Source organism: Nocardia sp. NPDC050630, from assembly GCF_044457245.1.
GTDB lineage: Bacteria > Actinomycetota > Actinomycetes > Mycobacteriales > Mycobacteriaceae > Nocardia.
Genome location: NZ_JBITGN010000018.1, coordinates 17,423 through 41,553 on the forward strand (window position 1 = coordinate 17,423; position 24,131 = coordinate 41,553).

The 24,131-nt window shown below is 66.7% G+C and carries 21 protein-coding genes and 1 pseudogene; 13 read left to right on the plus strand and 9 right to left on the minus strand.

What is annotated here, in order from left to right:
• Positions 1-385: 385 nt before the first annotated feature.
• Entirely contained in the window at positions 386-1,354 is a 969-nt protein-coding gene (locus ACIBG0_RS32625) for a carbohydrate kinase family protein (RefSeq protein ID WP_397038031.1), read from the minus strand.
• A 748-nt stretch (positions 1,355-2,102) separates the two neighbouring features.
• The gene (locus tag ACIBG0_RS32630) at positions 2,103-2,453 is read right to left on the minus strand and encodes an iron-sulfur cluster assembly accessory protein (protein WP_040688522.1); all 351 of its coding nucleotides are present in this window, start codon (positions 2,451-2,453) and stop codon (positions 2,103-2,105) included.
• Between the two features lie 173 nt (positions 2,454-2,626).
• Between ACIBG0_RS32630 and ACIBG0_RS32635 the strand changes: the two genes are divergently transcribed.
• On the plus strand, positions 2,627-3,298 hold the full coding sequence (locus tag ACIBG0_RS32635) for a DUF3043 domain-containing protein (RefSeq protein WP_397037820.1): 672 nt from the start codon (positions 2,627-2,629) through the stop codon (positions 3,296-3,298).
• A 463-nt stretch (positions 3,299-3,761) separates the two neighbouring features.
• Here the strand turns inward: ACIBG0_RS32635 and ACIBG0_RS32640 are convergent, their stop codons facing one another.
• Positions 3,762-3,944, minus strand: a complete 183-nt coding sequence (locus ACIBG0_RS32640; RefSeq protein ID WP_397037822.1) for a hypothetical protein — start codon at positions 3,942-3,944, stop codon at positions 3,762-3,764.
• Between the two features lie 62 nt (positions 3,945-4,006).
• On the opposite strand from ACIBG0_RS32640, the gene ACIBG0_RS32645 reads away from it, so the two are divergent.
• The 5 genes from ACIBG0_RS32645 (at position 4,007) to ACIBG0_RS32665 (ending at position 9,461) form a co-directional block, all read left to right on the plus strand.
• Complete coding sequence (locus tag ACIBG0_RS32645; RefSeq protein WP_397037824.1) at positions 4,007-4,990, plus strand: helix-turn-helix domain-containing protein; 984 nt, start codon at positions 4,007-4,009, stop codon at positions 4,988-4,990.
• Between the two features lie 97 nt (positions 4,991-5,087).
• Positions 5,088-5,642, plus strand: a complete 555-nt coding sequence (locus tag ACIBG0_RS32650; protein ID WP_397037826.1) for a bifunctional adenosylcobinamide kinase/adenosylcobinamide-phosphate guanylyltransferase — start codon at positions 5,088-5,090, stop codon at positions 5,640-5,642.
• Positions 5,643-6,034: 392 nt separating this feature from the next.
• Positions 6,035-7,150, plus strand: a complete 1,116-nt coding sequence (gene cobT, locus ACIBG0_RS32655; protein WP_397037828.1) for a nicotinate-nucleotide--dimethylbenzimidazole phosphoribosyltransferase — start codon at positions 6,035-6,037, stop codon at positions 7,148-7,150.
• 530 nt (positions 7,151-7,680) lie between these two features.
• Positions 7,681-8,430 carry an adenosylcobinamide-GDP ribazoletransferase gene (locus tag ACIBG0_RS32660; protein ID WP_397037829.1) on the plus strand — a complete coding sequence of 250 codons (750 nt, stop codon included), beginning with the start codon at positions 7,681-7,683 and terminating at the stop codon, positions 8,428-8,430.
• Positions 8,431-8,747: 317 nt separating this feature from the next.
• The gene (locus tag ACIBG0_RS32665) at positions 8,748-9,461 is read left to right on the plus strand and encodes an MBL fold metallo-hydrolase (RefSeq protein WP_397037831.1); all 714 of its coding nucleotides are present in this window, start codon (positions 8,748-8,750) and stop codon (positions 9,459-9,461) included.
• A 45-nt stretch (positions 9,462-9,506) separates the two neighbouring features.
• Here the strand turns inward: ACIBG0_RS32665 and ACIBG0_RS32670 are convergent, their stop codons facing one another.
• The 3 genes from ACIBG0_RS32670 to ACIBG0_RS32680 form a co-directional block, all read right to left on the minus strand.
• Complete coding sequence (locus tag ACIBG0_RS32670; protein WP_397037833.1) at positions 9,507-10,607, minus strand: branched-chain amino acid aminotransferase; 1,101 nt, start codon at positions 10,605-10,607, stop codon at positions 9,507-9,509.
• A gap of 102 nt (positions 10,608-10,709) precedes the next feature.
• A complete protein-coding gene (gcvT, locus tag ACIBG0_RS32675) occupies positions 10,710-11,810 on the minus strand; it encodes a glycine cleavage system aminomethyltransferase GcvT (protein ID WP_397037835.1) in 1,101 nt (366 codons plus the stop codon).
• 57 nt (positions 11,811-11,867) lie between these two features.
• Entirely contained in the window at positions 11,868-12,479 is a 612-nt protein-coding gene (locus ACIBG0_RS32680; RefSeq protein WP_397037837.1) for a GNAT family N-acetyltransferase, read from the minus strand.
• 245 nt (positions 12,480-12,724) lie between these two features.
• Here ACIBG0_RS32680 and ACIBG0_RS32685 point away from each other — a divergent pair, with 245 nt between their 5' ends.
• Positions 12,725-14,260, plus strand: a complete 1,536-nt coding sequence (locus tag ACIBG0_RS32685) for a leucyl aminopeptidase (protein ID WP_397037839.1) — start codon at positions 12,725-12,727, stop codon at positions 14,258-14,260.
• A 76-nt stretch (positions 14,261-14,336) separates the two neighbouring features.
• On the opposite strand, the gene ACIBG0_RS32690 is transcribed toward ACIBG0_RS32685, so the two are convergent.
• Positions 14,337-14,699 (minus strand): oxidoreductase, encoded by a 363-nt coding sequence (locus tag ACIBG0_RS32690; RefSeq protein WP_397037841.1) that lies wholly within the window; start codon positions 14,697-14,699, stop codon positions 14,337-14,339.
• A 259-nt stretch (positions 14,700-14,958) separates the two neighbouring features.
• Here ACIBG0_RS32690 and sucB point away from each other — a divergent pair, with 259 nt between their 5' ends.
• The 5 genes from sucB (at position 14,959) to lipA (ending at position 20,424) form a co-directional block, all read left to right on the plus strand.
• The gene (sucB, locus tag ACIBG0_RS32695; protein WP_397037842.1) at positions 14,959-16,743 is read left to right on the plus strand and encodes a 2-oxoglutarate dehydrogenase, E2 component, dihydrolipoamide succinyltransferase; all 1,785 of its coding nucleotides are present in this window, start codon (positions 14,959-14,961) and stop codon (positions 16,741-16,743) included.
• Between the two features lie 23 nt (positions 16,744-16,766).
• The gene (locus tag ACIBG0_RS32700) at positions 16,767-17,672 is read left to right on the plus strand and encodes a TIGR01777 family oxidoreductase (protein WP_397037844.1); all 906 of its coding nucleotides are present in this window, start codon (positions 16,767-16,769) and stop codon (positions 17,670-17,672) included.
• A gap of 34 nt (positions 17,673-17,706) precedes the next feature.
• Entirely contained in the window at positions 17,707-18,240 is a 534-nt protein-coding gene (locus ACIBG0_RS32705; RefSeq protein ID WP_397037846.1) for a GNAT family N-acetyltransferase, read from the plus strand.
• Between the two features lie 354 nt (positions 18,241-18,594).
• Positions 18,595-19,329, plus strand: a complete 735-nt coding sequence (gene lipB, locus ACIBG0_RS32710; RefSeq protein WP_397037848.1) for a lipoyl(octanoyl) transferase LipB — start codon at positions 18,595-18,597, stop codon at positions 19,327-19,329.
• Between the two features lie 78 nt (positions 19,330-19,407).
• Entirely contained in the window at positions 19,408-20,424 is a 1,017-nt protein-coding gene (gene lipA / locus ACIBG0_RS32715) for a lipoyl synthase (RefSeq protein ID WP_397037850.1), read from the plus strand.
• A 155-nt stretch (positions 20,425-20,579) separates the two neighbouring features.
• On the opposite strand, the gene ACIBG0_RS32720 is transcribed toward lipA, so the two are convergent.
• Positions 20,580-21,014 (minus strand): ester cyclase, encoded by a 435-nt coding sequence (locus ACIBG0_RS32720; protein WP_397037852.1) that lies wholly within the window; start codon positions 21,012-21,014, stop codon positions 20,580-20,582.
• Positions 21,015-21,588: 574 nt separating this feature from the next.
• Positions 21,589-21,699 (minus strand): annotated as a pseudogene (locus tag ACIBG0_RS32725) (nitronate monooxygenase); the annotation flags it as partial.
• 198 nt (positions 21,700-21,897) lie between these two features.
• Between ACIBG0_RS32725 and ACIBG0_RS32730 the strand changes: the two are divergent.
• Entirely contained in the window at positions 21,898-24,105 is a 2,208-nt protein-coding gene (locus tag ACIBG0_RS32730; RefSeq protein WP_397037854.1) for an elongation factor G-like protein EF-G2, read from the plus strand.
• Positions 24,106-24,131 lie beyond the last annotated feature (26 nt).

The following is a 24,131-nucleotide window of genomic DNA, read 5'->3' on the forward strand; positions in this document are numbered from 1 at the left end:
CATGGAGTGGCCCGGTGAATTCGTACGTGTCGCGCGAAAACGTGCGCGGCAGCGGAGTCCGAATGCGAACGGCCACACCGAGACGGTGCGGCCGTGGGGGTCGGCGTCGCTCAGGGTTGCCGTCGGCGGCGGTGCAACACAACGCGCGCGGCGCCGAGGTGAGGACGTGCCGTCACCTCATGCGATGCGCCCTCTAGCGCGCACCTTTCGTGCGCCGCACATGGATTCGCGCGCCACGCATGGATTCACACGCCCCACATGGATTTGCGCGCCACGCATGGATTTGCGCGATGAATCGTGCGCGGCGCGCGAGAACGTGCGCGGTGTGGGCAGTGAACGCGAACGGCCGCACCGGGGATGGTGCGGCCGTAGAGAGCGGTGTGGGTCAGAGCAAGGGCTTGATGTCGGCGGCGGCTTCGGGGCCGTAGGCCTTGGTGAGGCGTTCGAGGGCGTCGTCCTTGTTGAGGGTCCACTCCTGGGTGCCCATGGTCTCGAGTACGAGAACCGCGATGAGCGAACCCAATTGGGCGGAGCGCTCCAGCGAGAGACCGACGGTGTGGCCGGTGAGGAAACCCGCGCGGAAGGCGTCGCCGACCCCGGTGGGCTCGACCTTGTTCACCTCCGGGACCACACCGACGCTCACCTCGGTGCCGTCGCGGTCGACGATCTGCACGCCGTCCTTGCCGAGCGTGGTGACCCGGATGCCGACCTTGCGCGCGATCTCTTCCTCGCTCAGACCGGTCTTCTGCAGCAGCAGCGCCCACTCGTATTTATTGGTGAAAAGGTATGCGGCGCCTTCGATCAGCTGCACGGCCTGATCGCCGTCGAGGCGGGCCAGTTGCTGGGACGGGTCAGCGGCGAACGGAATGCCCAGTTCGCGGCATTCGGCCGTGTGGCGCAGCATGGCCTCGGGATCGTTGGCGCCGATGAGCACCAGGTCGAGGGTGTGCTGCTCGGCGAGTTCGCCGATCGAGATATCGCGGGCCTCACTCATCGCGCCCGGATAGAACGAGGCGATCTGGGCCATATCATCGTCGGTGGTGCAGACGAAGCGGGCGGTATGCGCCCGATCCGAGATCTTGACGGTCGAGCAGTCGACACCGTGCTTCTCGAGCCAGGCGCCATACTCGGCGAAATCGGCGCCGACCGCGCCGACGAGCAGCGGCGTACGGTTCAAAACGCCCATGGCGTAGGCGATATTGCCCGCGACACCGCCCTTGCGGATCTGCAGATCATCGACGAGAAAGCTCACCGAGACATGGTCGAGCTGATCGGCCAGCAGCGCGTCGGCGAACCGTCCGGGGAAGCGCATGAGATGGTCGGTCGCAATGGACGCGGACACGGCGATAGACACGAGGCTGAGCCCCTTCGAGTAGGCGGCAGACGACGAAAAGCGCGGGGACGAACCCGCGCCTTCACCGTAGCTCACCCGCCTCCCCGAGTCTCTTGCCGACGGCGGAGTGCCCAAGGCTTACGTCGCGGACCGGCGGTCGACACCCAGTTCAGATCTCAACGTCCCGACGAGTCAGCCATGACTCCCGCCTACCCTTAGCCTCTTGCCGACGGCGGAGTGCCCAAGACTTACATCGCGGACCGGCGGCCGACACCGGTTCAGATCCCAACGTCCCGGCGAATCAGCCATGACTCCGCCCCTGAGTCTCTTGCCGACGGCGAAGTACCCAAGGCTTACATCGCGAACCGGCGGCCGACACCGGTTCAGATCTCACGTCCCGGCGAATCAGCCATGACTCCGCCCCTGAATCTCTTGCCGACGGCGAAGTACCCAAGACTTACATCGCGGACCGGCGGCCGACACCTAGATCAGATCTCAACGTCCCCGGCGATTTACTCGTGCCCGCGCCTCCGCGCACCTTTTGCAGACCCTTCAGAGCCCGAACACCTACATCGCGGACAGGCAGTCAAACACCCATATCAGTCCTGGCCGCCCCCGAGAGTTACCCATGACTCCCGCGCCTTTCGCCGCCCCTGAGAGGCCGAAACTTACGTAGCGGACCGGCGGTCGGTCAGATGCGCGGAAGTCTTGGACGTGCCCGCCCATGGCCTCGCGAAGTCAGTTGTCGCGGGCGGAGACGGATGAATTGTCAGTTGAAGGAGTCGCCGCAGGCGCAGGAACCCGTGGCATTCGGGTTGTCGATCGTGAAGCCCTGCTTCTCGATGGTGTCGACGAAGTCGATCGAGGCACCCTGCACGTACGGCGCGCTCATCCGGTCGACGGCCAGCTTGACGCCGCCGAAGTCGACGGTCAGGTCACCGTCGAGCGAGCGGTCGTCGAAGAAGAGCTGGTAGCGCAGGCCCGCACAGCCGCCGGGCTGCACGGCGATACGCAGGGCGAGGTCGTCGCGACCCTCCTGGTCGAGCAGCGCCTTCGCCTTGCTGGCGGCGGCGTCGGTCAGAGTTACACCGTGGGTGGTCGTCTCGTCTTGCACAGTCATGAACTCTCCTCAGGACAGCTGTGTTCAACCCGTGAACAGCGCACGGCTCGTGGCAGTCAACACCACTCAGCGGGCTGTTATTCCCCCATCTTGCCACCACCGCGTACTGCGGTGGACACAACCTCCCGCCGACCTCATTTCCTGCGGGGTAGCGCATCGAATAGCCTGGTCGCGTGAAATTGTTCCGTCGCGGCGAGTCCAGCACCACCGACGAGAGCGCCGACAAGACGGCGGGCTCGGACGGCGGCTCGACCGCAGTCTCCACCACTAAAGCGGTCACCGCCACCGAGGGCAAAGGCCGACCAACTCCGAAACGTCGTGACGCCCAAGGCAAGCGGCGCGGGCCGGTGGCTCCGGCCCCACTCACCGCGAAGGAGGCGCGCGCCCGGCGCAAGGCGACCCGCGGTAGCCGCGAGGACCGCAAGACTGCCTCGGCCGAACGTCGGCTGGCGGCCCAGGACCGGCGCGCCCGAATGCTGGCCGGTGAGGACAAGTACCTGCTGCCCCGCGATCAGGGCCCGGTGCGGGCCTTCGTGCGCGATATCGTCGATGCCCGGCGCAACCTCGTCGGATTGTTCATGCCGATGGCGCTGGTCCTGATCCTGTCGATGTTCGTCGCGCCCGCGCTGCAGACAATTGTGACGTTGGCCATGCTGGTGATGATGTTCTTCATGATCGCCGAGGGCTTCCTGCTCGGCCGGATCGTCAACGGACGGGTGCGTGAGCGCTTTCCGGAGAGCACCGATACCGGCTACAAGCTGGGTTGGTACGCCTTCGTCCGCGCCTCGCAGATCCGCAAGATGCGCGCCCCTAAGCCGCGAGTCGGCCCCGGCGATAGTGTCTGAATTAATTTGCTGTGTTATTTGGCCGCGGCTCCGCTGCGGCGTGTTCGCGGCCCCCTGGTGTCTCGCGTCCGAGCCGTCGAGACTCGCGCCTGCGGCGCATGCGCTTCGACGGCTCGGACGCGAGACGGGCCGCGAACTCCTCGCTCGTAAGACTCGCTCCGTGGTGGTCGGTGATGGCGGGACCTTCGGCACCTGATGCGCACGCATCAGAGATTCGCGCCTACGGCGCATAGGCGTCGACAACTCGGACGCGAACGAGCTACGAACGTCGCTCGGAAGACTCGCTCCGCGCTGGTTGCTGACAGTCGGGCATTCAACACCTGATGCGCGCGCACCAGAGACTCGCGCCTACGGCGCATACACGTCGACAACTCGGACGCGCGACGGGCCACGAACGTCGCTCGCAAGACCCGCTGCATGCTGGAGCGAAAGCTGAGGATGCCGCAGTCCGTCGCCGCAGCCCTCAGTGGTGATGTGAGTGGGCGATGATGGCGGACAGATCGGACTGCACGCGCTGGGCGTCGCGATCGATGACATTGGCTGATCCGGCGTGACCGCCGCCCCGTGTAATGAGGACCGCGAAGCCCACCACGACCGCCATGCTGACGAGAAAAGTAATCATGGCAGTAATTTTGCGCTCGGTCATTTAGCGCCGAAAGTGGCTGTTCTGACATTGTTCGTAAAGATCCAGCCAGGTACGCTCTACCCATGCTGTCCAAGGTCGCGGTAGTGCTCACCGAGCGCTTGGCCATGTTCGAATTCGGCGTGGTCTGTGAGGTTTTCGGACTCGATCGGACCGCGGACGGACTGCCCGGATTCGATTTCAAGGTGTGCGGGGCCGAGCCCGGGAAGCCACTACCGTCCACAACTCCTGGCATAACCGTCACGCCGGAGTTCGGGCTGGCGGAGTTGGCGAAGGCCGATCTGGTGGCGATTCCGGCTTTTCCCGCATCGGCGTTCGAGAAGGGACTCGATCCGCGGGTCGTCGATGCGATCCGGGACGCGTCGGATGGTGGAGCGATCGTGCTCACCGTATGTTCCGGTGCGTTCCTGGCCGGGGCGGCCGGGCTGCTCGACGGTCGCAAATGCACCACGCATTGGCGCTATGTCGACCAGTTGGCAGCACAATTTCCACAGGCCACGGTCGATCCCGACGTGCTGTTCGTCGACGAGGGCAATCTGATCACCTCGGCGGGTACGGCCGCGGGCATCGACGCCTGCCTGCATCTGGTGCGTCGAGAGATCGGCAGTTCCGTCGCGAATGCGATCGCGCGGCGCATGGTGGTGCCGCCCCAGCGCGATGGGGGGCAACGCCAATTCATCGAGCGTCCGGTGCCCGAATGCACCTCCGACAGTCTCGGCTCCACGCTGCAGTGGATGAACGAAAACCTCGACCTGCCGCACACCATCGACGATCTGGCCGCCCGCTCGATGATGTCCACCCGCACCTTCGCCCGCCGCTTCGCCGCCGAAACCGGAACCACACCGGTGAAATGGCTGACCAATCAGCGCGTGCTCTACGCCAAGCATCTGCTCGAGGACACCGACGAGGGACTGGAACAGATTGCCGCACAAGCGGGATTCGGATCCGGAGCGCTGCTGCGGCATCATTTCCAGAAGGTCGTCGGTATCGCGCCGACCGAGTATCGACGCCGGTTCGGGGGCGCGGAGGCGACCGAGCAGCGCGCCTGAGCGAGCGAACAATCAACACAGCCGCTAACGCGGTCAGACCGGAGCCGAGTGGCAGCGAGGTCCAGGCTTGTGCGCGGCGGATTGATACGGTGCTGCCGTGTCGGACCATTCATCTACCAGCAGTCGCGCGCACCGCATCCTCGTGCTGGGCGGTGCGCGATCCGGTAAGTCGGCGTTCGCGGAGGTGCTGGCGGCCGAGGGTGGACCGGTGCGTTATATCGCAACAGCGATTCCCGATCCGGCCGATCTCGACTTCGCCGAGCGCATCGCGCGCCACCGCGATCGCCGGCCCGCGGACTGGACAGTTCTGGAAAGTGCCGATCCGGCAAGGGTTCTCACCGCGGCTCCACCGGCCGGGACCACACTGCTCGATGATGTCGGCACCTGGCTCACCGGGCGTATCGACGGCCGCGCGGCCTGGGATGCCCCGCGCGGCACCATCGCCCCCGACGCGGACGCCTTGGTCGCCGCCGTCGCTGTCTATCCCGGCCGCTTGGTGATCGTCACCCCCGAGGTCGGTATGGGCGTCATCCCCGCCACTCGCTCCGGGCGCCTCTTCCGCGACGAAATCGGAACCCTGAACCAGCGCCTGGCGCAAACCTGCGATGAAGCCTTCTTCATTGTCGCCGGGCTCCCCCTCCGCCTGAAATGACACCGCACGGCTGCGGCGATCACGTCGCGACCTCGCTGCACCGCGCCCTATCGGGTGCCGCAACCGTGCATACGCCGTACGGAGGCCGAGTAGGGACGCAAAACACACAGGACGACACATCCGGCAGAGCGTGGGCCGTGCAGTCCACCTGAAACACGAGCCCACGGCCACGGCGATCATGTCGTCACTCGCGAGAGCCGCGCCTTATCGGGTGTCGTGTCGAGCGTGCAGGATGCGCCGTGCGGACCCGTCGAGTCGGACCGCGAGCGCGCGGGACGAGGCATCGGGTGGCGGGGTGGGTGGTGCGCACGGGTGAGGGTGGCGGCAAGATTGGGCCGGATATGGACTGCGCGGTGTAGGAATGAACTGCCCCGACCCGGAAAGGCTCGATAGTGACAGACGGATTCGGACCGGTTGCGCCACCCGATGCGGGAGTTCGGGCGGCGGCGGAGCAGCGGCAGGCGCAGCTGACCAAACCAGGTGGGGCGCTCGGGCGGCTCGAGACGCTCGGAAATTGGGTCTCGGCATGTCAGGGGGTGTGCCCGCCGAAGCAGTTCGAGCGGGCGCGGGTGGTGGTGTTCGCGGGGGATCACGGCATTGCGCGCCATGGCGTTTCGGCATATCCGAGCGAGGTGACCGCGCAGATGGTCGCCAATTTCCTCGGCGGCGGCGCGGCGGTGAATACGCTGGCCGGGGTCGCGGGCGCGACCGTGCGCGTGGTCGATATTTCTGTCGATGCCGATACCGATCCGCAGGTGGCCAAGCACAAGGTGCGGCGCTCGAGCGGGTCGATCGATCGCGAAGACGCGCTCAGCGAGGACGAGATCTATGCCGCGCTCGCCGCGGGCAAGGCGATCGCCGATGAGGAGATCGATTCGGGCGCCGACCTGCTCATCGCGGGTGATATGGGGATCGGCAATACGACCCCCGCGACAGTCCTCATAGCGACCCTCACCGACACCGAACCCATCGCCGCTGTGGGCCGGGGCACCGGTGTGGACGACGCGGGCTGGATCCGCAAGGTCGCCGCGATCCGCGACGCCATGCGCCGCGCCCGCCCCGTCGCCAAGGACCCCGTCGAACTGCTGCGCGTAGCCGCCGGCGCCGACTTCGCCGCCTTGGCGGGCTTCCTAGCTCAAGCCGCGACCCGCCGCACTCCGATCATCCTCGACGGTGTGGTCGTCACTGCGGCAGCCTTGGTCGCCGAAGATTTGGCCGCCGGCGCCAGCGCTTGGTGGCTCGCGGGCCACCGCTCCACCGAACCTGCCCACACGCTGGCCCTGCGCCACCTCCGCCTCGACCCGCTCGTCGACCTGGACATGCGCCTCGGTGAAGGCTCTGGCGCCCTCACCGCCCTCCCCATCCTGCGCGCCGCCGTAGCCACGCTCGCGGAAATGGCCACCTTCGCGGAAGCCGGTGTCAGCACCGCCGATTCCGCCACCGCCGAAGCCGAAGCCGAAGCCGGCATCGCCTCCGTGGCGAGTGCGCAACCGGACTTGCGGAAGTAGACGGTGACCGCAAGCGCGTTCGCCAACGAACGAGCCCGGCGCTCCGGACAAGCGGACCACACGCGCGGCCGGGAGCGCCCTGGCAATCGGCGTCAGCATCGGGCGATCCCGACTAGGAGGTCGACCGCGAACACCAGCAACACGCACGCCGCCACCGACAAACGAACCTGGCCCTCACAGCCCACAGACCACACGCGCGGCCCGGAACCCTCCAACAACCGACATCACCAGCAGACCATCCCGACAACTAGGCCGACCGCGACCACCAGCAACACACACCCCACTACCAACAAACGAACCTGGCATTCACAGCCCACGCACCACACTCGCCGACCGGCCCCCTCCAACAACCGACATCACCAGCAGACCATCCCGACGAACAGATCGACCGCGGCCACCGGCAACACGAGCCTCCAGCGACCTGTGGGCCGGACGCTCCAAGCCGAGGAAGCGCTCCGCAGGAACGGTTTGCGGCGTACGGCGGTGGTTTCGGACGAGGGCGACGGTCGAGCGATTCCCGGTCGGCGAATATGAATGGTGTGCGGCTTGCGGTGTCGTGGCTGACGGTGCTGCCGGTGTGGGGGCCGGAGAGTGTCGATCGGAGCGCGGCGGGGCGGGCGATTGCGTTGGCGCCGTTGGTTGGGGTGGGGCTGGGGGCGGCGGGGGTGGGTTTGCTGTGGGTGTTGGTATGGAGTGGGGCGAGTGCGGCGGTAGCGGGGCTGGTGGTGGTTGCCGGGTTGGCGCTCGTCACTCGCGGGATGCACCTGGATGGGCTGGCCGACACGATGGACGGGTTGGGGTCCTATGGTCCACCTGAGCGGGCCAGGGCGATACTGAAGAGTGGCGACACGGGTCCGTTCGGGGTAGCCGCAATTGTGTTCGCCGTTGGGCTCCAAGCGTTTTCATTCACCGCGCTGGCGCAAGCCGAGCGTTGGTTCGCGGTGCTGCTCGCCGTGGCCGTCGGCCGAGTGGTGGTAGTCATCGCCTGTCGGCGCGGCATCGCTGCCGCGCCCGATACCGGCTTCGGCGCGCTGGTCGCCGGGACCCAGCACCCGATCACCATCGCGGTCTGGTCCGCACTCGCCATTGCCGCGGGCATATTCGCGATCCCGGACCATCGCTGGCTCGGCCCTGTCGTTGTCCTTGTCGCCCTGGGTATTTCAGCTTTAATGGCCCGACACTGCACCCACCGCTTCGGCGGCCTCTCGGGTGACATCCTCGGCGCGACACTCGAGATGTCCGTCGCCATCACCGCCGCCGGACTAACCCTGGGCACCTGACTCACAACAGCGTCGCCAGCAACGCGTTGCCATGCCGCACTCGATATTTCGGGTCTCATGACCCACATCGGTCCCCGCGCCTTCGGGCCTGAGTGTGCATTCTCGCGTGGACTAGGCGGGAAGTGCAGGCTCAGACCACGTCCACCGTCAGGTGGACAGTGCAGCGGCCGAATTCACGCGCCTGCCAACACGACGGCTTGGTCGGTCCGTCAACTACGCGCACGCGCGAGCCCGCACTCATATCCGAACACATTGCCCACGATGAGATAGCTGGCACGGTGCGCGCATTGTCTGGGTCAGGCAATACAGTGGACGGTATGTCTTCCGAGCGTCTGTACTTTCGTCAATTGCTGTCCGGTCGAGATTTTGCCGTGGGTGATCCGATCGCGACGCAGATGCGAAATTTCGCGTATCTGATCGGCGATCGGGAGACCGGCGAGTGTGTGGTGGTGGATCCGGCGTATGCGGCGGGCGATCTGGTGGATATCGCCGAGGCCGACGGGCTGCGGCTGACCGGGGTGCTCGCCACCCATCACCACCCGGACCATGTGGGCGGCACCATGCTGGGATTCACCCTGCGCGGGGTACGGGAGTTGCTGGAAAAGACCAGTGTTCCGGTGCACGTCAATGCCGAGGAACTGTCCTGGGTCGCCAACGTCACCGGCATCGCGCCGAGCGAACTCACCGGACACCAGCACTGCGACAAGGTCAGCGTCGGAGCCTTCGATATCGAGCTGCTGCACACCCCCGGCCACACGCCCGGCAGCCAGTGCTTCCTGTTCGACAATCGCCTCATCGCGGGCGACACCCTGTTCATCGACGGCTGCGGCCGCACCGACTTTCCCGGCGGCGACTCCGACGCCATGTTCCGCAGCCTGCGCTACCTGGCCGACCTCTCCGGCGACCCGGTCGTCTACCCCGGTCACTGGTATTCCCAGGACCCGTCCGCCGCCCTGTCGACAGTCAAGGACGCCAACTACGTCATGCGTCCGCAGACGCTGGAGGAATGGCGCACCTTCATGCCCAGTTGACCTACGAACGGCACACGGCTGCGGCCGTCCGCGAGACTGCCGCAGTCACATGCCGCGCATCCACCCGTGGATATCGGCGAAGGTGCCGCGCTGGATCCCGGTGAGTGTGTCGCGCAGCGCCATGGTGACCTCGCCCGGTTCCCCACCGCCGACGGCGAATTCACCATCGGCGGAGCGAACCCAGCCGACGGGAGTGATCACAGCAGCGGTACCACAGGCGAAAACCTCGGTGATCGCACCGGATTCGGCGCCCTTGCGCCACTCCTCCACCGAAACCTTGCGCTCCTCCACCACATAGCCCGAATCGGCGGCGAGAGTGAGCAGCGAATCACGGGTGATGCCGGGCAACAGCGATCCGGACAGTTCCGGAGTGACCAGCCGCGCCTCCGAACCGGAGCCGAAGACAAAGAACAGGTTGTTGGTACCCATCTCCTCGACATAGCGACGCTCACAGGCATCGAGCCAGACGACCTGATCGCAGCCCTTCTCCGAGGCCTGCGCCTGCGCCAGCAGCGAGGCCGCGTAGTTACCAGCGACTTTCGCCTCACCGGTGCCCCCCGGTGCGGCCCGCACGTATTCGGTCGACAGCCAGACCCGCACCGGCTTCACACCGCGCGGGAAGTACGCGCCCGCAGGCGATCCCAGCAGCAGGTATTTGTAGGCGGCGGCGGGTTTCACACCGAGCCCGGCCTCGGAGGCGAACATGAACGGCCGCAGGTACAGCGACTCTTCACCACCGGCCGCCGGCACCCAGCCGCTATCGACCTCGAGCAGTTGCCGCACGGATTCGATGAATAGTTCCTCGGGCAGCTCCGCCATCGCCATCCGACGCGCGGACTTGCGGAAGCGCGCCGCATTCGCGTCGATGCGGAAGCAGGAGATGCTGCCGTCGTTCTGCCGGTAGGCCTTGAGACCTTCGAAAATGGCCTGGCCGTAGTGGAACACCATCGTCGCCGGATCCATCGCCAACGGCCCGTACGGCTCGACCCGGGCATTGCCCCAGCCTTCGCCCTCGGTGTAGTCGATGGAGACCATGTGGTCGGTGAAGAAGCGTCCGAATCCCGGCGCCGACAGAATCTCCTGTACCCGCTGCGCCGGGGTGGGCGCGGGATGCGGAACATGGGTGAACTGTGCGGCAGCGGTCATGAGGCAGATCCTATCGGTCGCGATTTTCTCGCCGCGCGAGTGTCTACGTGCAGCGAATACCCGCGTCACCCGCCGACGTCGGCGTTAGCAGCCGGACGCCGACTATTTGGTCTTCGTGTCGACGAACGGCGGGCGCACGACCTCGCAGCGCAACCGTCGCCCGCGCACATCGACCTCGACCTGTGCGCCGGGTTCGATAGCCGCTTCGGTATCGAGCAGGGCGAGGGCGATACCGATCTGCAGCGTGGGTGAGAAGGTGCCGGAAGTGGTTTCACCGACAGGCTCGCCGTCGCGCAGCACGGTCTGTCCCTGGCGCAGCACGCCGCGGTCAAGCGCCTTCAGTCCCAAAAGGATTCGGCGCGGACCCGTCGACTTCTCCTGCTCCAGCGCATCTTTGCCCCAGAACTCGGACTTCTTCCAGCCGATCGCCCACCCGCAGCGCGCCTGCGCGGGCGAAATCTCCAGCGACAGTTCATGTCCGTGCAGTGGATAACCCATCTCGGTGCGCAACGTATCGCGGGCGCCGAGCCCGGCGGGCTGCCCATCGTGCGCGCGGACCTGCTCGACGAGCGCGCGGAACAGCGGCTCGGCATCGGCCCACCGCGGCAGCAACTCGTAGCCGTGTTCGCCGGTGTATCCGGTGCGACAGACCCGAATCCGGCGGTCATCCCAATCGGCGTCGGCGTAGGCCATGTACTCCATATCGGTCGGCAGCCCGAGCGCGGTGAGCACCTCGGTCGAGCGCGGTCCCTGCACCGCGAACACCCCGTACTCGCGGTGTTCATCGGTCACCGTGATGCCCTCCGGCGCGACCTTCTGCAGTTCGGCGACGACCGCCGCGGTGTTGGCGGCGTTGGGCACCAGGAAGATCTCGTCATCGCCGACGTAATAGGCGATCAGATCGTCGATCACACCACCGTCGGGCGCACAGCACAGCGTGTACTGCGCCTTGCCCGGTCGGATCCGGCCGAGATCGTTGGTGAGGGCCGAGTTCACGAACTCGGCCGCACCGGCGCCGCGCACCGTTGCCTTGCCGAGATGGCTCACATCGAACAGGCCGACCGTCGTGCGCACCGCCTGATGCTCGCCGACCGTCCCCGCATACGACACCGGCATCTGCCACCCGCCGAACGGCGCGAACTTCGCCCCGAGTTCGACGTGGACGTCATGGATCGGCCCTTGCAGCAGATTGGTATCGGTCACCCGGCGAGCTTATCCCGGCGTTGTCCGCTGCTCGACCTGCTGGCGCGGCGATCTCGATCAGCCGCGGAACCACATGGGAATCAGCGTCGGGCCGTGCTCCGGGAGGGTGTGGGTCTGCCCTTCGCGCACGAATCCCTTGCGCGCGTAGAGCCGGGCCGATCGTTGCGTACTGGCTTCCAGGAATGCCGGAATACTCGCATCGGATGCGGCCTTCAGCCGGTCGGTGAGGATGGCGCCGCCCGCGCCCTTTCCGCGATGCTCCGGAACGGTGACGATCACCTGGAGGTAGCGGTGCGGGAATTCGCGTGGATGTTCCCTGGCGAGCAGGCCGGTGACATAGGCCGCGCGGCGCAGCGCCGAGACCTCGGGGGCAGCATCGGCGGCGGCCCGGAGTTCGGCGGCCTCGGCCGCGTAGCGGTCGACGGAAGTGACGGTCTGCCACAGTGATACGGCTCGGATGCTGCCGTCGGCCTCGGCAATCCAGATCTCGTCCTCGCGCAGCGCCTTGTCGATGAGATCGGGCACCCAGCCCGCGAGGAACTGGTCGGCGGGGTGGCCATGCAATATCCACACGGTCACCGCCTCATCCAAGGAGGCCGCGGCGAATGCGGCGATGAGCGGATCGCGATCCGCCGCGGTCGCCTGCCGAACGGTCGAACCGGTACCCATAGCGCAATCCTCTCGCCGCGAACGATGTGTTCATTGGCCAATGTAGGTCGGACATACCGGGGTTGGTAGCGATGACCGAATTCGTCGTGGCCCGAAATGCACCCGCACCAAGGACATCGGCGGACCGACGGGTCGAACTCAGCCACTTCGCCCGGTCCCGAACTGGACTTCGCCGCCCTGCTCGATACCGGCCTCGAACTGCTCCTCGACGGGATAGCGGCACGTCTGCCCAGTAACCTGTGCCCATGACCGCTGTTGCAGATCGTTCGCTCGGACCGGAACTGGACCTGGTCGACACCATCGGCCCCGACACCGACGTACTGGTGATCGGATTGGTGTCCGGTGACGACGGCCCGACGATCGCCACACTGGAGGACGAATTCGTCGACAACATCCTCGCCCCGGATGTCCGCGCCGCGCTGCAGGAACAGCTGCGCGCCGTCGGCGCGAAGGGCAAGGCCGAGGAACTCGCCCGGATTCCCGCACCGGCCGGCCTCGATGTGAAAAGTGTGCTCGCCGTCGGACTCGGCGCCGCGGACAAGATCGATGCCGAACAGATCCGTCGCTCGGCCGGTGTCGCCGGCCGTGCGCTGACCGGTGTCGGCTTGGCCGTGACCACGCTGTCGGGTCTCGAGGGCGGCATCGGCCCCACCGCCGAAGGAATCTTCCTCGGCGCGTACTCCTTCACCGCGTTCAAATCCGAGGACGCCAACGGTAAGCCGGACGAGCAGCCGGTGCGCAAGGTCCAACTCCTGGTCGGCGACCCGAGCGTGTCCTACCGCAAGGGCTTCGACCACGACCGGGTGATCGCCGAATCCATCGCCATCGCACGCGATTTCGTCAACACCCCGCCGAGTCACTTGTACCCGGCCGAATTCGCCTCCCGCGCGAAGGCTTTGGCCGAGGCGGCAGGTCTGCAGGTCGAGGTGCTCGACGAGCAGGCGCTGGCAGAGGGCGGCTACGGCGGCGTGCTCGGCGTCGGCAAGGGCTCCTCGCGCCAGCCGCGCCTGGTGCGACTGACCTACAACGGCGGCGCCAAGAAGGTCGCGCTCATCGGCAAGGGCATCACCTTCGACACCGGCGGCATCTCGATCAAGCCAGCCGCGAATATGGAAAATATGACCTCGGATATGGCGGGCGCCGCCGCGGTCATCGCCGCCACCATCGCCGCCGCCGAGCTGGAGCTACCGGTCACGGTGATCGCGACCGTGCCGATGGCGGAGAACATGCCATCGGCCACCGCGCAGCGCCCTGGCGACGTGCTCACCCAATACGGCGGTAAGACCGTCGAGGTGCTCAACACCGATGCCGAGGGCCGCCTGATTCTCGCCGACGCGATCGTGCGAGCGAGCGAGGACGATCCGGAGTACATCATCGATGTCGCCACGCTTACGGGCGCGCAGATGGTCGCGCTCGGCACCCGAACCCCCGGTGTAATGGGCACCGACGAATTCCGCGACCGCGTCGCGCGACTGTCGCGTTTGGCCGGTGAAAACGGCTGGGCGATGCCGCTGCCCACCGAACTGCGCGCCGATCTGAACTCCAAGGTCGCCGATCTGGCGAATGTCGCATCACACCGCTGGGGCGGCATGCTCTCGGCCGCGATCTTCCTGAAGGAGTTCGTTCCGGAGGGCGTGCAGTGGGCGCACCTGGACGTCGCGGGTCCGGCCTACAACACCGGCGGCCCGTTCGGCTACATCGGCAAGGGCGGCACCGGGGTTCCGGTCCGCACCCTGGTCTCGGTAATCGAGGACATCGCGCACGAGGATGCGACGGAGTAACCGAATGGCGGTGCGGCGTCCGGATTGCCGGGCGTCGCACCGCGCTCGGCGAACAAATTGAACGAAAAGAACAGCACTACAACTCGCCCAGATCGCGTTCCAGCGCCCGCTTGCGCTCGATCCGCTTGCGGGCGTCGTGGTCGCGCATCCGCTGCGGATAACCGGTCTTGCGCACGTCGTAAACGGGAATCCGCAAATCTCCGGCTAGCCGGCGCGCACCGCGCTCTCCGACGACGCGACGGGTCCATTCGCCGTCGGCCGCGATCAGTACAACAGTGACATCCGTCACCGTCGTCTTCGGCTCTACGTAGGCCTCCACCCCGCTGTGCGTGCGCACCCACTCGGCGAGGTAACGAGCATTCTCACCATTACCCGAACCCGCACGTAAAGCGCTGCCACCTCGGGCCACGCCGCCTCGGAAACGATCCAGCAAACCCAACGACGCCGACCTCCTTCGCCCGGTGACCCACAGCTCGGCACCGGTCATTCCATCTTGCCAGCCCCGTGCAGTTCGCTGCCCTGTGCTACACGTCTCGCAAGCGAGTGCAAGGATGGATCGCGGTACAAGAACCACACAGATCTCCGGTGCCACGCACAATGATCGGTGGCTTTCGGACACCCATCGCGACCCGCGGTGGGTGTCCGCAGTGAGATCAACTGTTGTAGAACCCGTCGAGCAGTCAGAGGAGTCAACGGACATGGCCTTCTCCGTCCAGATGCCGGCTCTTGGTGAGAGCGTCACCGAGGGAACGGTGACCAGGTGGCTGAAGCAGGAAGGAGACACGGTCGAGGTCGACGAGCCACTGCTCGAGGTCTCCACCGATAAGGTCGACACCGAGATCCCGTCGCCGGCGGCGGGTGTGTTGTCGAAGATCGTCGCCGCCGAGGATGACGTCGTCGAGGTCGGCGGTGAGCTCGGTGTGATCAGCGAAGCCGGCGAAGCGCCCGCGCCCGCCGCCGCCCCCGCACCTGAAGCCGCGCCTGCACCCGCCCCGGCACCGGAGCCGGAACCGGCCCCCGCGCCGGCCGCCGCCGCTGCGGCCCCCGCACCCGCGGCTCCTGCCGCCCCCGCCCCCGCCGCCGCGTCGGGCACCCCGGTCAAGATGCCGGAACTCGGTGAGTCGGTCACCGAGGGCACCGTCACCCGCTGGCTCAAGCAAGTCGGCGACCAGGTCGCCGTCGACGAGCCGCTACTCGAGGTCTCCACCGATAAGGTCGACACCGAGATCCCCTCGCCCGTGGCGGGCACCCTGCTGGAAATCTCCGCGCAGGAAGACGATGTCATCGCCGTCGGTGGACAGCTCGGCGTGATCGGCAGCGGCGCCCCCGCGGCCGCCGCACCGGCACCCGCCGCCCCCGCACCAGCTCCGGCGGCTCCGGCTCCCGCCCCGGCTCCGGCTCCCGCCCCGGCTCCGGCTCCCGCCCCGGCTCCGGCTCCCGCGGCCGCGGCACCTGCCCCGGCCCCGGCCCCGACCCCGAAGCCTGCTCCGGCCCCGGCCGCCACGGCTCCGGCGCCGACCCCGGACACCTCCGGCAACGGCGCGACCCCATACGTCACCCCGCTGGTTCGCAAGCTGGCCGAGGAGAACGGCGTCAACCTCGCCACCGTCACGGGCTCCGGAGTCGGCGGACGCATCCGCAAGCAGGATGTGCTCGCCGCCGTCGAGGCCAAGAAGGCACCGGCTCCGGCCGCCGCCCCCGCGGCAGCCGCACCGGCCGCGAAGGCGCCCGCCGCCGCACCACAGTCGCAGCTGGCGCACCTGCGTGGCACCGTGCAGAAGGCGAGCCGCATCCGTCAGATCACCGCCACCAAGACCCGGGAATCGCTGCAGACCACCGCGCAGCTGACCCAGGTGCACGAGGCGGATGTCACCAAGATCGCGGCGCTGCGCAGCCAGGCCAAGGCCGCGTTCAAGGACCGCGAGGGCGTCAACCTGACGTTCCTGCCGTTCTTCGCCAAGGCGGTCGTCGAGGCGCTCGGCGTACACCCGAATGTGAACGCCAGCTACGACGAGTCCACCAAGGAGATCACCTACCACGCCTCGGTGCACCTCGGCATCGCCGTCGACACCGAGCAGGGTCTGCTGTCCCCGGTGATCCACAACGCCAGCGACCTGTCGCTGGCCGGACTGGCCCGCGCCATCGCCGATATCGCCAACCGCGCCCGCACCGGAGGCCTCAAGCCGGACGAGCTGGCCGGCGGCACCTTCACCATCACCAATATCGGCAGCCAGGGCGCGCTGTTCGACACCCCGATCCTGGTTCCGCCGCAGGCGGGCATGCTCGGCACGGGTGCGATCGTGAAGCGTCCGGTGGTCGTCACCGATGAGACCGGCAACGAGTCCATCGGCGTTCGGTCCATGTGCTACCTGCCGCTCACCTACGATCACCGCCTCATCGACGGCGCCGATGCCGGTCGCTTCCTGACCACCATCCGGCACCGGCTCGAGGAAGCGGCGTTCGAGGCGGACCTCGGTCTGTAGTCGGAAAGGGTCGTCTGTCGCGTATGAAGGTGGTGATCGCCGGTTCGTCCGGGCTGATCGGGACGGCACTCGTCGCGGCATTGCGCCGCGAGGGGCACGAAGTCTCCAGATTGGTACGCCGCTCGCCCAACGCGCCGGACGAACACCGCTGGGACCCCGCTCGCGCCGATCTGGACGAGCGGGCCCTGCGCGGCGCCGACGCGGTGGTCAACCTCTGCGGAGCGAGCATCGGGCGGCGGCGCTGGAACGGCAGCTATAAACAGGAACTGCGCGATAGCCGCCTGACCCCGACCGATGTGCTGGCCAATGCGGTCGCCGCCGCTGGTGTGCCGGTACTGGTGAATGCCAGCGGCGTGCACTACTACGGCGGCACCACCGGCAATCGGGTGGTCGACGAAACTGCCCCCGCGGGAACAGGTTTCCTCGCCACCCTCTGCCGGGACTGGGAGGCCGCGACCAACCCCGCCGTCGAGGCGGGTGTGCGCACAGTGCTACTGCGCAGTGCCGTGGTGCTGTCCCATCACGGTGGCATGCTCGGGATGCTGCAGCCGCTGTATTCACTCGGGCTCGGCGGGCGACTCGGCAACGGACGCCAGTACACGCCGTGGATCTCGATGGCCGACGAGATCGGCGCGATCATCTTCGCGCTCACCCACGACAGCATGGCCGGGCCGATCAATTCGGTCGGTCCGGCACCGGTCACCAATGCCGAATTCAATCGGGCACTCGGCCGCGTGCTGCACCGGCCGACCCCATTTGTCGTGCCCGCCTTCGCATTACGCGCGCTGATCGGCGAATTCGCCGAAGAGGCGATCCTGAACGGCCCGCGCGCGATTCCGACGGCGTTGGAAGCGGCGGGTTACCCGTTCCAGCACCAGACGATCGGCGCTGCGCTGGCGGCCGCCCTCGGCCGCGACGACGATCGTTGACGCGGCATCCGAAGACCCACTATGGAGTAGATCGATGACCGAGCTGGACACCCGACCCGCCACCGTCATCCGTGACGCGCGCGAGGGCGATCTGCCCGAGATCCTGGTCATCCACAACGCGAATATCGCCGCCTCCACCGCCATCTGGGATCATGAGCAGGTCGATCTCGACGATCGGCGCGCCTGGTTCCGCGGCCGCACCGCCGCCGGGCTGCCCATTCTGGTCGCCGATATCGGCGGCGAGGTCGCCGGTTACGCCAGCTACGGCCCATGGCGGACCCGCTCGGGTTACCGCTTCACCGTGGAGAATTCGGTATACGTCGCCGACCGTTTCCACCGCCGCGGTATCGCGAGTGCCCTGCTCACCGAGCTGATCGAGCGCGCCAGCCAAGCGGGCACCGTGCACGCGATGGTCGCGGCCATCGAATCCGGCAATACCGGTTCGATCGCGCTGCACGAGCGATTCGATTTCCGCATTGTCGGGGAACTGCCGGAGGTCGGACGAAAGTTCGGACGTTGGATGGACCTGACCCTGATGCAGTTGAGTCTGCCGATCGAGGGCGACTGAGCCAACTGGCGCCAGTGCCCGCCCAGATAGGTCGCTCGCGTAATGACGGATGCCGCGTGCGAATTCGTGCGCGGCAGCAGCCCGAGTAGGGGCCGGTCACTTGGCCGGAGGGCGATGGTTATCGGTCCGACATTTTTGGGCGCGGCACTGACCGCACTCTGGACCTGGCTACCCGGCCTGGCGAACGCTGCATGCGGTTTACGGGGTGAAGCCTGCTTACAGGACGCAGCTCGTCGATAGGCTGCCCGATGGACCAGCGCACACTTGAACCTGACGCCAAACCTGGCAACCCTGTGGCATCGGCCACATCGGGTTGGTTTATCGGATCGTCACACTCGGCGTACCGTCAAGGGCGTGAACGACACGCGCACCACTTGGTCCGCCCGATTCGATACGACCCCGATCGTGGTCGAGGATCTCGGACTCATCGATTACCACAGCGCCTGGGATATGCAGCGGTCTATCGCCGCGCAGCGGGCCGCCGGGGAAGGCTCCGACCATCTGCTCCTGCTCGAGCACCCGTCGGTCTACACCGCCGGTCGCCGCACCGAGGCCGAGGATCTACCGATCGACGGCAGCCCCGTGGTGCAGGTCGATCGCGGCGGCAAGATCACCTGGCACGGTCCCGGCCAACTGGTCGGCTACCCGATTGTGCGGCTGGCTGAGCCGGTGGATGTCGTGCACTACGTCCGCAGGCTCGAAGAAGCGCTGATCACCGTCTGCACCGACCTCGGGCTGGATTGCGGACGGGTCGAGGGCCGTTCCGGTGTGTGGCTGGCCGCGACCGAGCTCTACTCCGAGCGCAAGGTCGCCCAGATCGGCGTGCGGGTACAGCAGGGCGTCGCGCTGCACGGCATCTCGCTCAATTGCAATTCCGCACTCGACGGCTTCCAGGCGATCGTCCCGTGCGGCATCCGCGACGCCGGTGTCACCACGCTGTCGCGCGAACTCGGCCGCGAGGTCACCGTGGCCGAAGTCAAGCCGCTGGTCGCCGATGCGATCACCCGCGCGCTCAATGGCGAACTCCCGGTGACCGCACACGACATCGTCCGCGCCGCAACGGCCGTGGCGCCTGCGAGAGCCGAATGAGTCGGCTGCTGTCGCGTTGCCCGGGACAGTGACGGACTGCATCCGACGGCGGCGCACGGCAGGCGTAAGGTCGATCGAGTGACCTCAGCTTCAGCACCGGCAGGACGCAAACTGCTACGCATCGAGGCGCGCAACGCGGAGACCCCGATCGAGCGCAAGCCTCAATGGATTCGGACCCGAGCAAAGATGGGCCCCGAGTACACCGAACTCAAGGGCCTGGTGAAACGCGAAGGCCTGCATACGGTGTGCGAGGAGGCGGGCTGTCCCAATATCTTCGAATGCTGGGAAGACCGCGAGGCCACCTTCCTGATCGGCGGCGAACAATGCACGCGCCGCTGCGACTTCTGCCAGATCGACACCGGCAAGCCCGCCGCACTCGATCGTGACGAGCCGCGCCGGGTCGCCGAAAGTGTGCAGGCGATGGGTCTGCGCTACTCCACGATCACCGGTGTCGCACGCGACGACCTCGAGGACGGCGGTGCCTGGCTCTACGCCGAAACCGTCCGGGCCATCAAGGCTTTGAACCCGAACACCGGCGTGGAACTGCTCATCCCGGACTTCAACGCGGTCCCCGAGCAGCTCGCCGAGGTCTTCTCGTCCCGCCCCGAGGTGCTCGCGCACAACCTGGAGACGGTGCCGCGTATCTTCAAGCGGATCCGTCCGGCGTTCCGTTACGAGCGTTCCCTCGCCGTGCTCACCGCGGCGCGCGAAGACGGCCTGGTCACCAAGTCGAACCTGATCCTCGGCATGGGCGAAACCCCCGAGGAAGTCACCCAGGCCATGCGCGACCTGCACGAGGCCGGCTGTGACATCCTCACCATCACCCAGTACCTGCGCCCCTCCCCGCGCCACCACCCGGTCGACCGTTGGGTCAAGCCGGAGGAATTCGTCGAGCACTCCCGTATGGCCGAGGAAATCGGCTTCGCCGGTGTCATGGCCGGACCACTGGTTCGCTCCTCCTACCGCGCGGGCCGACTCTATGCCCAGGCGATGGCCCACCACGGCCGCGAAATCTCCCCCGCCATGGCACACCTCGCTGCGGAGGGCACCGCCTCCCAGGAGGCCAGCTCCGTCTTGGCGCGCTTCGGCAGCTGAGTGCCGCTGCGGCGATCGGACCGGGCGGCGGAAGCTGCTGGTTCGATCGCCGGTGGCCGCAACGATGTCGGCTTCGCGTGGGCGCAGACAACCGCCGACTCGAATTTCACCGCCGCACTTGACTTTATCCAATTGTGGCGCGGATACGGTGCGAGTCAGGTTGTTGCGGGGTGCGCCGACTGGACGACACCGAGTTGCTGCATCATGCCGAGTGTGTCCCAACATGACCAGCTTTCGACGATCTTGCCGTCCTGGAAGCGGTTGATTGTGATTCCCTGAACGGTCGCTGATTTGCCTGTCGGGGACATGCCCATCATCTCGCCGTCGTTGGTACCGGTCGCCGTCCACCGGGTAGTGACGAAATCGCCTTCGGCGATCTGTTCGTTGACCAAGAACCGTTGATCCGAGAATGCGGCGATATACATCTGCACGAGCTTTTTGTAACCGTCCGGGCCGTGAATATCGGCGAACGGGCTCTGCGGATCGTGATTGATGCAGTCAGCCGAAATCACCTCGTCGAATACGCTGAGGTCTCGCATGTTCCATGCGTCGAGGACGCGCTTGGCGGTGGCCTTGTTCTGCTCTGACATGACCCTTCCTATCGCTTGATGGTGCCGAACTGGCGGGGCGGCCTTGGTCGCTACAGGCAGCATTCGCGGCGCCCGGTATCGAGCGTGGTGTGGAGCGCGGCCACGATGCCAACAGCGGACCCGGGCACCGCCCCCAATATGTGGACGCTGTCATCACGGCGGATGACCGTCCGAATGCTCTCGGCGGACATCCAGTTACCCGCCGATCACAAACGCTGAAGCCGGTGTATCGCAACCATTGTGCGCCTCTTTCGTGCACGAAGTAAGGGGCAACGGAGACTACTTCGAGCACGCGTACATCACCTACCTGCGCATTGGTAATTCAGCATGCTGGGTTGGGATCGACGGTCAGGACGCCTCGGGCGGCCACATCGCGGTGATGTCTGAGCGAGTTGCCACACAGATCTGGCAAACGAGCAAATGTGGCGAATATTTAGTTAATAAACGTTCGGTTTAACGGTTCGCCTTACGAGGTCGGCGAAGACAGCTGGGCACCACGTCGCTGGCGCCCAGACCGGCAGCGATGCGCAGACCTTCGCCGTCGAAATCACCTTGGTGGTACGACTCTGCGTCATGCTCCAGCAGTCGTACACCGGCGAGTGCCGATCAGCGCGCCCGCCTCACCGAGTACGAGGGCGGCCGCGAGTCCGCGCCCGTCGGCTATCCCACCCGCGGCCAGCACCGGCTTGCCCGCCACTGCTCGGCCACCAAGATGTACACACCACCAGCGGGCAACCGGCACCAACGAGGTACGGACCTGAACCCCACATGCACACGCCCCGACGCCTACCTGAACACACCGGATCTTCCGATCCGGGCACGCGACGCGACCGCTGGTGGGAAGCTCGAAGCAGCGCAGGTGTCGACCCCGAAAGCGAGACACATGGTCGAGAAAGCGAGTGCGTCCGCAGGGACCAACGGTAAGGCTGTGACGGCGCAGCGGCCGGAGGACATCCGGAATGTGGTGCTGGTCGGGCACAGTGGGTCGGGTAAGACCACGTTGGTGGAGGCGTTGGCGCTCACGGCAGGCGCGGTGAATCGCGCTGGCCGGGTGGAGGACGGGACGTCGCTATCGGATTACGACGAGATCGAACACCGCCAGCACCGATCGGTGCAGTTGTCGGTGGTGCCGATGGTGTGGCACGGGATCAAGATCAATCTGCTCGACACCCCCGGATACGCCGATTTCGTCGGTGAGCTGCGCGCGGGTCTGCGTGCGGCGGATGCGGCCCTGTTCGTCATTTCCGCGGCGGAAGGGGCCGAGGCCGTGAGCGGCGCGACCCGTGCGCTGTGGGAGGAGTGTGCGGCGGTCGGGATGCCGCGGGCCATCGTGATCACCCACCTCGATACGGCGCGCGCCGAATTCGACGAGATGACCGAGACCTGTCGGGTGGTACTCGGCGGCGGTTCCTCGGAAAACATTCTGCCGCTGCATCTTCCGGTGTACGGGCCGAAAAGTCCGGACGGTCATCGCCCGGTGACCGGATTGGTCGAACTGCTGCCGCACTGCATCGCGGACTACTCCTCCGGGGAGGAGGTCCAATGCGAACCGGCCGACGATCAGTTGCCGCTGCTCGAAGAGGCGCGCAACCGGCTGATCGAGGGCATCATCGCCGAGAGCGAAGACGAGACGCTGATGGAGCGCTATCTCGGCGGCGAGGAGATCGAGCTGGCGGCACTGGTCGAGGACCTCGAACGCGCGGTCGCCCGAGGCAGCTTCCATCCCGTGCTGTTCGGCGCGCCCGCTCCCGAGGGGGCCAAACAGGGCCTGGGCACCATAGAACTGTTGGAGCTGATCACCGGCGGATTTCCAACACCGTCGGAACATGCGGTCTCGGCCGTCACCACCTCCGACGGCGCGGCGCCGACTCCGTTGCACTGCGATCCGGATGGCGCGTTGGCGGCCGAGGTGATCCGCACGGCATCGGATCCGTATGTCGGGCGCGTCTCGCTGGTCCGCGTTTTCTCCGGCACCCTGCGACCCGACGACACCGTGCATGTCTGCGGCCACGGCCTGGAGGACCGCGGCCACGAAAGCCACGATGTGGACGAGCGCATCGGCGCCATCACCGCACCGTTCGGCAAACAGCAGCGTCCGCTCGGCCAGGCCATCGCCGGGGACATCGCCTATGTCACGAAGCTGAGCCACGCGGAAACCGGCGACACTCTCTCCGGCACCGCCACCCCGCTGCTGATCGAACCATGGCAGATGCCCGATCCCCTACTGCCCATTGCCATTCAGGCGCGCAGCAAGCCGGATGAGGACAAGCTGTCGAGCGGCCTGGCCAGGCTGGCGGCCGAGGATCCCGCGATCCGGCTGGAACAGAATCCCGATACCCATCAGATCGTGCTGTGGTGTCTGGGTGAGGCACACCGCGATGTCGCGCTGGAGCGATTGCGCACCAGGTTCGGCGTGCAGGTCGACGTGATCGACCACAAGGTCGCGTTGCGAGAAACGTTCGCGGGCAAGGCGACCGGTAAGGGCAGGCACGTCAAACAGTCGGGTGGGCACGGGCAGTACGCGGTCTGCGAGATCGAGGTGGAACCGCTGCCGGGTGGATCCGGTATCGAATTCGTCGACCGGGTCGTCGGCGGAGTCGTACCGCGGCAATTCATTCCGTCGGTGGAGAAGGGTGTGCGCGCCCAGGCCGCACGCGGTGTGGCGGCCGGGTATCCGCTGGTCGACATGCGTGTGACACTCTTCGACGGCAAGGCACATTCGGTCGACTCCTCCGATGCCGCCTTCCAGACCGCGGGCGCGCTCGCATTGCGCGAGGCCGCGGCCGCGGCGGGTATCGACCTGCTCGAACCGATCGCCGACGTATGGGTGGTGGTCACCGACGATTACGTCGGTCCGGTGCTCAGCGATCTGTCCGGACGTCGCGGACGCGTCCTCGGTACCGAACCACACGGCACCGGCCGCACCCGCATCCACGCCGAGGTCCCCGAACTCGAACTCACCCGTTACGCAATAGATCTCCGCTCGCTCTCCCATGGAGCGGGTGATTTCACACGCTCGTATATCCGGCACGAGCCCATGCCGAAGGCATTGGCTGGTTCGGTCCGCGAGCAGGCCAAGAAGTCGGGTTGATACCCAGCGCCACAGGATGTTTCGCT

Bases quoted from the DNA above. Each gene is read 5' to 3' on its own strand.
- ACIBG0_RS32630 (WP_040688522.1), bottom strand. From the start codon at position 2,453: ATGACTGTGCAAGACGAGACGACCACCCACGGTGTAACTCTGACCGAC.
- ACIBG0_RS32640 (WP_397037822.1), bottom strand. From the start codon at position 3,944: ATGACCGAGCGCAAAATTACTGCCATGATTACTTTTCTCGTCAGCATG.
- ACIBG0_RS32645 (WP_397037824.1), top strand. From the start codon at position 4,007: ATGCTGTCCAAGGTCGCGGTAGTGCTCACCGAGCGCTTGGCCATGTTC.
- ACIBG0_RS32660 (WP_397037829.1), top strand. From the start codon at position 7,681: ATGAATGGTGTGCGGCTTGCGGTGTCGTGGCTGACGGTGCTGCCGGTG.
- ACIBG0_RS32665 (WP_397037831.1), top strand. From the start codon at position 8,748: ATGTCTTCCGAGCGTCTGTACTTTCGTCAATTGCTGTCCGGTCGAGAT.
- ACIBG0_RS32670 (WP_397037833.1), bottom strand. From the start codon at position 10,607: ATGACCGCTGCCGCACAGTTCACCCATGTTCCGCATCCCGCGCCCACC.
- ACIBG0_RS32680 (WP_397037837.1), bottom strand. From the start codon at position 12,479: ATGGGTACCGGTTCGACCGTTCGGCAGGCGACCGCGGCGGATCGCGAT.
- ACIBG0_RS32685 (WP_397037839.1), top strand. From the start codon at position 12,725: ATGACCGCTGTTGCAGATCGTTCGCTCGGACCGGAACTGGACCTGGTC.
- sucB (WP_397037842.1), top strand. From the start codon at position 14,959: ATGGCCTTCTCCGTCCAGATGCCGGCTCTTGGTGAGAGCGTCACCGAG.
- ACIBG0_RS32700 (WP_397037844.1), top strand. From the start codon at position 16,767: ATGAAGGTGGTGATCGCCGGTTCGTCCGGGCTGATCGGGACGGCACTC.
- ACIBG0_RS32705 (WP_397037846.1), top strand. From the start codon at position 17,707: ATGACCGAGCTGGACACCCGACCCGCCACCGTCATCCGTGACGCGCGC.
- ACIBG0_RS32720 (WP_397037852.1), bottom strand. From the start codon at position 21,014: ATGTCAGAGCAGAACAAGGCCACCGCCAAGCGCGTCCTCGACGCATGG.
- ACIBG0_RS32730 (WP_397037854.1), top strand. From the start codon at position 21,898: ATGGTCGAGAAAGCGAGTGCGTCCGCAGGGACCAACGGTAAGGCTGTG.